The sequence below is a fragment of the Xanthomonas sp. MUS 060 genome, from assembly GCF_000963215.1.
Lineage (GTDB): Bacteria > Pseudomonadota > Gammaproteobacteria > Xanthomonadales > Xanthomonadaceae > Xanthomonas_A.
Window position 1 is genome coordinate 1 of the sequence record NZ_JZIM01000041.1, and the last position, 8,314, is coordinate 8,314.

Sequence of the window (8,314 nt, forward strand, 5' to 3'; positions counted from 1 at the left end):
GGCAGCATGATGTATTTCAACCAGTATTCGCCTAACCGGCTGGAGTGGAGCCTCGACCACTTCGGCAACCGGGTGGACTACACCTACGACGCCGGCCTGGTCAGCCACATCGTCTCGGCCACCGGGCGCTCGCTGAGCATCGGCTACGACGGCAACAACCGCATTAACACGCTGAGCGATCCGCTGGGCAATACCTGGTCCTATGCCTACAACGCCGATGGCTACCTGTCGCAGGTCACCCGACCAGATGGCAGCACGCGCAGTTATCACTACAAGATCCGTCAAGCCACCGACACCTTGCCGTACCAAGCGCGGCTGGAGTCGATCACCGACAGCAAACAGCAGCGGGTGGTGTTCAACGAGTTCGAGAGCGCCAACGGCACCTGGACGGGCCGGGTGGTCAAACAGACCCAGGCCGATGGCGGGGTACTGACGATCAACTACGCGCATGTGGATGGCAGCACCACAGGGGTGCTGGTGACCAAGCCGGACGGCAGCCAGCGCCGGGTGCTGTTCGACCCGGTCAGCCACTACCCGAGCAGCGACACGCTGGCCTACGGCACGCCCCTGGCGCAGACCATCACCTACGAGCGCACCGCCAGCGGCCAGACCACGGCGCGCACCGACGCCCTTGGCCGGCGTACCGAATACGCCTACGACAGCGCCGGACGTCCGCTCCAGATCACCCAACTGGCCGGCACCGCGCAGGCACGGACCACCACGGTCAGCTACACCGACGATGGCGACCTGGCCTCGATCACCGACGCCTTGGGCCGCACCACCAGCTTTGGCTACACGAACCGCTGCCTGACCTCGGTGACCACGCCGCTGGGCCAGACCAGCACCGCCACCTGCAGCGGTGCCGGACAGCGCCTGAGCGTGACCGACCCACTGGGCCACACCAGCAGCTTCACCTGGAGCAACGACGACCTGACCGCGATCACCGATGCGCTGGGTCGGCAGACGCAGTTACGCTACGACGCGCTAGGCCGATTGATCGGCGTGCAGGACGCGCAGGGCAACGTCTCGCGTTTCGAATACGACGCACTGGGCCGGCAGACCAAGGCGGTCGATCCGCTGGGCAACAGCGTGGCCACGGGCTTCGATGCCAACGGCAATGTGTCGGCGATCCTGCTGCCGAACGGTGCGGGCGTCACCTATGCCTACGACGTACGCGACCGCCGCATCAGCCGCACCGACGCGCTGGGCCAGGCGGAGAGCTGGACTTACGACAGCATGAGCCGTGTCGCCAGCCACACCGACCGACGCAACCGCACCACCACCTACAGCTACGACGCGCTGGGCCGCCCAAGCAGCGCCACGTTGCCAGGCGCGGGCGGCACACTCACGGCAAGCTACGACGCCGGCAACCGGCTGATGGCGCTGTCCGACAGCTTGTCGGGCACGTTGAACTGGAGCTACGACGGCTTCGACCAAGTGACCCAGGCCAACGGCCCGCAGGGCAGCATCGTGTACGGCTACGACGCGGTAGGCCGGCGGACAAGCATGCAGGCCGCCACGCAGTCACCAGTGAAGTATGCCTATGATGACGGTAATCGCCTGACCAGCATTGCCCAGGGTAGCGACACGGTGAGCTTCGCCTACGACAGCGCCAACCGCTTGAGCAGCAAGACGCTGCCGAATCAGGTACAGACGGTGTACGTGTACAACGACGCCAACCAGGTGACGGGGCTTGCCTGGGTCAGCCACATCGTCTCGGCCACCGGGCGCTCGCTGAGCATCGGCTACGACGGCAACAACCGCATTAACACGCTGAGCGATCCGCTGGGCAATACCTGGTCCTATGCCTACAACGCCGATGGCTACCTGTCGCAGGTCACCCGACCAGATGGCAGCACGCGCAGTTATCACTACAAGATCCGTCAAGCCACCGACACCTTGCCGTACCAAGCGCGGCTGGAGTCGATCACCGACAGCAAACAGCAGCGGGTGGTGTTCAACGAGTTCGAGAGCGCCAACGGCACCTGGACGGGCCGGGTGGTCAAACAGACCCAGGCCGATGGCGGGGTACTGACGATCAACTACGCGCATGTGGATGGCAGCACCACAGGGGTGCTGGTGACCAAGCCGGACGGCAGCCAGCGCCGGGTGCTGTTCGACCCGGTCAGCCACTACCCGAGCAGCGACACGCTGGCCTACGGCACGCCCCTGGCGCAGACCATCACCTACGAGCGCACCGCCAGCGGCCAGACCACGGCGCGCACCGACGCCCTTGGCCGGCGTACCGAATACGCCTACGACAGCGCCGGACGTCCGCTCCAGATCACCCAACTGGCCGGCACCGCGCAGGCACGGACCACCACGGTCAGCTACACCGACGATGGCGACCTGGCCTCGATCACCGACGCCTTGGGCCGCACCACCAGCTTTGGCTACACGAACCGCTGCCTGACCTCGGTGACCACGCCGCTGGGCCAGACCAGCACCGCCACCTGCAGCGGTGCCGGACAGCGCCTGAGCGTGACCGACCCACTGGGCCACACCAGCAGCTTCACCTGGAGCAACGACGACCTGACCGCGATCACCGATGCGCTGGGTCGGCAGACGCAGTTACGCTACGACGCGCTAGGCCGATTGATCGGCGTGCAGGACGCGCAGGGCAACGTCTCGCGTTTCGAATACGACGCACTGGGCCGGCAGACCAAGGCGGTCGATCCGCTGGGCAACAGCGTGGCCACGGGCTTCGATGCCAACGGCAATGTGTCGGCGATCCTGCTGCCGAACGGTGCGGGCGTCACCTATGCCTACGACGTACGCGACCGCCGCATCAGCCGCACCGACGCGCTGGGCCAGGCGGAGAGCTGGACTTACGACAGCATGAGCCGTGTCGCCAGCCACACCGACCGACGCAACCGCACCACCACCTACAGCTACGACGCGCTGGGCCGCCCAAGCAGCGCCACGTTGCCAGGCGCGGGCGGCACACTCACGGCAAGCTACGACGCCGGCAACCGGCTGATGGCGCTGTCCGACAGCTTGTCGGGCACGTTGAACTGGAGCTACGACGGCTTCGACCAAGTGACCCAGGCCAACGGCCCGCAGGGCAGCATCGTGTACGGCTACGACGCGGTAGGCCGGCGGACAAGCATGCAGGCCGCCACGCAGTCACCAGTGAAGTATGCCTATGATGACGGTAATCGCCTGACCAGCATTGCCCAGGGTAGCGACACGGTGAGCTTCGCCTACGACAGCGCCAACCGCTTGAGCAGCAAGACGCTGCCGAATCAGGTACAGACGGTGTACGTGTACAACGACGCCAACCAGGTGACGGGGCTTGCCTGGGGCAAGGTGGGACAAACAAGCAGCGCTGGGCAGCCTGGGCTACGGTTACGACAGCCGGGGACAACTGGTGGCACAGACTGGCAGCCACGCCCCGCAAGCGCTGCCGCCGGCCAGCACCAACAACAGCTTCGACGACAACAACCGGCAGACCCAGGCCAACGGCAACGCCCGCAGCTACGACGCCGACGGCCACCTGCTCAGCGACGGCACCAGAACCTACACCTGGGACGACCGCGACCACCTGAGCCAGATCACGCAAGGAGGCACCGTTATCGCCAGCTACAGCTACGACGCGCTGGGCCGACGCAGCGCCAGGACGGAGAATGGCACCACCACGCAATATCTGTACGACGGCGTGGACGCGGTGCAGGAGACGCAAGGAGCAAAGATCAACCCGATCCTGACCGGCCCGGGCATCGACGAACGCTACGCGCGCGACGATAACGGCGGACGCACTTACTTCCTGACCGACGCGTTGGGCAGCACACGATTGCTGACGGATACGAATGGCAACGCGGTGCAGCGTTACGACTACGATCCGTATGGAGCGACCACACAGAGCAGCACGAGCTACAACAACCCGTATCAATACACCGGACGCGAGCACGACCAGAGCGGGTTGTATTACTACCGTGCGCGGTATTACACGCCGGAATCGGGGCGGTTCGTTAGTGAAGATCCGATTAAGTTGGTAGGTGGGGTCAATAGTTATGCATATGTTAGTGAAAACCCGGTAAGTCTCATCGATCCGCTTGGGCTTGAAGGTGTTGGGCCTTGGACTTTCCCGCCGGGGCCGCAGCGTGATGCTTACATGGCAGCTCAGAATGGAGCAGGTGGGCCTGATTTTATTCAGTTGTCGGGATCTGTGTATATGTTTGGCGGTAGCATCACGTTGAGCCGTAGCGGCAACATTTTTGCATCTGGTGGAATCGTGAAGGGGTATCCAAATCCTGTGCGCGGGGTTGGTGTCTCACTGAATGCAGGAGACTTGATGTCAACTTGTCCTGATACGAAAGAACGAGCCGCTAAGACGGACAGATTCCTGAATGGTCTTGGCTATTCTGTCACTGCGCATGAAATCATCGGCGGTGGTGCCGCATATTCCCCAGGTAGCGGTAGTGCTCTTCTCTATGGAGTTGGTGCTGGCGTAGAAGTTTCGCCTGGTTCCGTCGGTGCTCAAACGCCGTGGTCGTTGCCGGGGTGGTGAGGATGTCAGTGCGATCTATTGTCGTTAATGTAGTCGGCTTAACTGTCATTGCCTTCGGCTTTTACTACGTTGTTGATCATATGCGCTATTTGAGTAAATCTGCCATGCCAAGCCGAGAGACTATCAGCAAGGCACTGGATGAAGTGACTGCGGCTTTCCCTGGCGCAAAGTCGTCCGATGTGGAAATATTGGACAAGAAATATGTCTACATATCTGCACGGGTGCATATGAAGGCGGCAGGTGATGCACGCGCAATCGCGAATGGTCAGAAGCAAATGGAAGCACATGGGTGGCGAAAAGCTCAGGTGGCTTACGGGGACATTGACCGCTACTGCAAAGGCGATTTAGTTGCAGAAGTGACGCCATTGGAACCGACTGGCTCATATGCTTTGCAAGTTAACTGGGGTGATGCCGACGCAGTTTGCAAGTTCAAATAATCAGTATTGTTGTGGAAGGCAAAAAGCCCGCCCTTCCCAGGCGGGGCTTCTTCCGGTATGCCGCTGGCGGTGGCCGCAGCGTCGCCGAAGGACCAGGACGAGCAGGTCGATCCGGCCACGCGTATCGCGCTGCGCTTTACACGCCCAGTGCGCGGTAGCGAGGTGAATGGTTCCACCGTGGCCTTGATGGGGCCGGTGGGTTCGGTCGAGGCGCGGGTGACGACGGCCGAAGGCGGGTGTCTGGTATTTGTGCAACCCTATGCGTTGCTGTTCTCCGGCGCGAACTAAGTCACCATGAATATGAAAAAGGAAAATAAGAAAATGGCGGGGGGTTCAGTGTTAATGGATGATGCATTTTCATCATGTTTAGTTTTTTTCGAAGATGCAGTTCGATCATTGTCAAAGACAACAGAAGAGATTTTTGATGATTTTGATGCGCATCTTGGAGTTTCATGGGAAGTGCGGCAGGAAATTCTTGCGGGGAAGGCATTGCTTGAGTGGGGAAAAATATCGAAAGGTCAAAAGGAGAAGATTAGAGGCTTGATACTCGCTGTGGAAGAAATGCCGAGGAATGCATATGCGGGTTCAGGAATAAATGATTTGAAAGAGCCTATATGGGAAGTCCTCCGTAAAATGGCTTCAGCGTTTCTTGCTGAGTCCTGACAAAAAGTGCCCTTACATCAGATCAGGCAATTTGCTGGCATTTTTTGGTCCACAAAGCTGGCGACGACCTGACCGCGATCACCGATGTGCTGGGCTGGCAGACCAAGATAGTGTGGCCACGGGCTTCGATGCCAACGGCAATGTGTCGGCGATCCTGCTCCCGAACGGTGCGGGTGTCACCTATGCCTACGACGCACTCAACCGCCGCATCAGCCGCACCGACGCGCTGGGCCAGGCGGAGAGCTGGATTTACGACAGCATGAGCCGTGTCGCTAGCCACACCGACCGACGCAACCGCACCACCACCTACAGCTACGACGCGCTGGGCCGCCCAAGCAGCGCCACGCTACCTGGCGCAGGCGGCACGCTGACGGCCAGCTACGACGCAGGCAATCGACTGGTGGCGCTGTCCGACAGTCTGTCCGGCACGTTGAACTGGAGCTACGACGGCTTCGACCAGGTGACCCAGGCCAACGGCCCGCAAGGCAGCATCGTGTACGGCTACGACGCGGTAGGCCGGCGGACAAGCATGCAGCCCGCCACGCAGTCGCCAGTGAAGTATGCCTATGATGACGGCGACCGCCTGACCAGCATTGCCCAGGGCACCGACACGGTGAGCTTCGCCTACGACAACGCCAATCGCCTGAGCAGCAAGACGCTACCGAACCAGGTACAGACGGTGTACGTGTACAACGACGCCAATCAGGTGACGGGGCTTGCCTGGGGCAAGGTGGGACAAACGGCGCTGGGCAGCCTGGGCTACGGCTACGACAGCCGAGGGCTACTCGTCGCGCAGACCGGCAGCCATGCTCCGCAAGCCCTGCCGCCTGCCAGCACCAACAACAGCTTCGACGACAACAACCGGCAGACCCAGGCCAATGGCAACGCCCGCAGCTACGACGCCGACGGCCATCTGCTTACGGACGGCATAAGAACCTACACCTGGGACGACCGCGACCATCTGAGTCAAATCAGCCAAGGCGGCACCGTCATCGCCAGCTACAGCTACGACGCCTGGGGGCGTCGCACCGCCAAGACCGAGAATGGCGCCACCACGCAATACCTGTACGACGGCTTGGACGCGGTGCAGGAGACGCAAGGAGCAAAGATCAACCCGATCCTGACCGGCCCGGGCATCGACGAACGCTATGCGCGCGACGATAACGCCGGACGCACCTACTTCCTGACCGACGCGTTGGGTAGCACGCGGCTATTGACCGACACGAACGGCAACGCGGTGCAACGCTACGACTACGATCCGTATGGCGCGACCACGCAAAGCAGCACGAGCTACAGCAACCCGTATCAATACACCGGTCGCGAGCACGACCAGAGCGGGTTGTATTACTACCGTGCGCGGTACTACACGCCGGAGTTGGGGCGGTTCATCAGTGAGGATCCGATTAAGTTGGCGGGTGGGGTAAATGGTTATGCATATGCTTGGGGGAACCCGTTAAATTACACGGATCCAAATGGGCAGTTTGTATGGATTGTTGGTGGTGCAGTGATTGGTGCAGTCATAAATGTAAGTGCCACTGTTATTGCAAACGGGGGTTTTGAAGGGCTAACTGGTCAGCAGGTTGCGGCGGCTGCTATAGGCGGAGCAGTCGCCGGAGCATTGGGCTCTATCGCTGGTCCGTTGGGTGGAACTATTGCGCTTGAGTTTGGTCTAGGAACATCTGCAGGTGGTGCTGCGATTGCTGCTGGAGGTGTGCTCTCTGCTGGAGCCTCGGCAGCAGGTCAGGAAGTTACGAACTTAATTGATCCGTGCCATGCATCTAGCTTAGCGAATGCTGCATTCTGGGGGGGTGTCGGAGGTGGACTCGGGAAGTTCTTTCCAACGAAAAATATGAACTCCTTGGCGCAAGCTAGCTCTTTTGGTCCAAGTACTGTTTCGGGTCTTTTTGGCTCAAGTAATGCATGGATGAATAACGGCGCTACCGCGGCGTCAGCCGCTGTAGGAGCTGCGGCAAACTTTCCTATTGGACCTTTCTAATATGATCGGAATGACATGGCTGATTTTTATTGTGAGCGCATCAGTAGGTGCCGTTTTATGGTCCGCATTTCTTAGGCTTCCTAGTGCATTGGCGCGATGGCTATGCTCTCCATTTGGTCAGCCAGGTAGTTTTGGAATGGTGGTATCTCTTGCTATTTCCATTTTTTTTCTGGCAATTGTGTTGTGTGCGATATTGATGGGGTTGGCTTATTTTTTTGAAATGCAGGCTATTGCTGATTTTTCATCAAGAAAGATTAGGGGTTTTGTTTTTATTTCGTCACTCGGTGGTTATGCGCTTATCCCGGTAGTTATTCGTCTTGAGCATATATTTCGAGGATAAAATTCGAGTCTGTAAATTGAATTGTGTAACTGCACTTTGAAAAGAGAGGCCGGCCCAACAAGCAGGACTTCGGGATCGGCACGGCGGCCAATTTCCGCTACACGCTTTATTCGCCGACGAGCGACTACAACCAGTTGCAACTGGTGCTGCCAGGCGGTATGCCGGTGACGTTCACGCGTGTGTCCGGCATTGGAATGGCCGGGCAATGGCAGCAGACCGGCTCGGTTTCTGGTTATGCCGGTGCGATCATCACTCAGGGCACCTCGCGCGGTCACGGCTACCTGCTGACGCTGCGCGACGGCAGCATGATGTATTTCAACCAGTATTCGCCTAACCGGCTGGAGTGGAGCCTCGACCACTTCGGCAAC

The 8,314-nt window shown here is 60.0% G+C and carries 7 protein-coding genes and 1 pseudogene; all 8 read left to right on the top strand.

Annotated elements, in window-relative coordinates; translation table 11 throughout:
- Nucleotides 1–3,747 (top strand): annotated as a pseudogene (locus XANALMUS060_RS19120) (hypothetical protein); the annotation flags it as partial.
- Nucleotides 3,668–4,510, top strand: a complete 843-nt coding sequence (locus tag XANALMUS060_RS23120; protein ID WP_343122991.1) for an RHS repeat-associated core domain-containing protein — start codon at nucleotides 3,668–3,670, stop codon at nucleotides 4,508–4,510. The pseudogene XANALMUS060_RS19120 and the gene XANALMUS060_RS23120, both read left to right, overlap by 80 nt.
- 8 nt (nucleotides 4,511–4,518) lie before the next feature.
- The gene (locus XANALMUS060_RS16160; protein ID WP_161795457.1) at nucleotides 4,519–4,947 is read left to right on the top strand and encodes a hypothetical protein; all 429 of its coding nucleotides are present in this window, start codon (nucleotides 4,519–4,521) and stop codon (nucleotides 4,945–4,947) included.
- A gap of 9 nt (nucleotides 4,948–4,956) precedes the next feature.
- The gene (locus XANALMUS060_RS16165) at nucleotides 4,957–5,235 is read left to right on the top strand and encodes a hypothetical protein (protein WP_152640567.1); all 279 of its coding nucleotides are present in this window, start codon (nucleotides 4,957–4,959) and stop codon (nucleotides 5,233–5,235) included.
- Between the two features lie 6 nt (nucleotides 5,236–5,241).
- On the top strand, nucleotides 5,242–5,610 hold the full coding sequence (locus XANALMUS060_RS20190; protein WP_152640568.1) for a hypothetical protein: 369 nt from the start codon (nucleotides 5,242–5,244) through the stop codon (nucleotides 5,608–5,610).
- A gap of 112 nt (nucleotides 5,611–5,722) precedes the next feature.
- Nucleotides 5,723–7,606, top strand: a complete 1,884-nt coding sequence (locus XANALMUS060_RS16170; protein ID WP_045739317.1) for an RHS repeat-associated core domain-containing protein — start codon at nucleotides 5,723–5,725, stop codon at nucleotides 7,604–7,606.
- 10 nt (nucleotides 7,607–7,616) lie between these two features.
- Entirely contained in the window at nucleotides 7,617–7,946 is a 330-nt protein-coding gene (locus XANALMUS060_RS20195; RefSeq protein ID WP_152640569.1) for a hypothetical protein, read from the top strand.
- A 164-nt stretch (nucleotides 7,947–8,110) separates the two neighbouring features.
- A partial coding sequence (locus tag XANALMUS060_RS16175; protein WP_235430574.1) for a hypothetical protein occupies nucleotides 8,111–8,314 on the top strand: 204 nt, incomplete at its 3' end.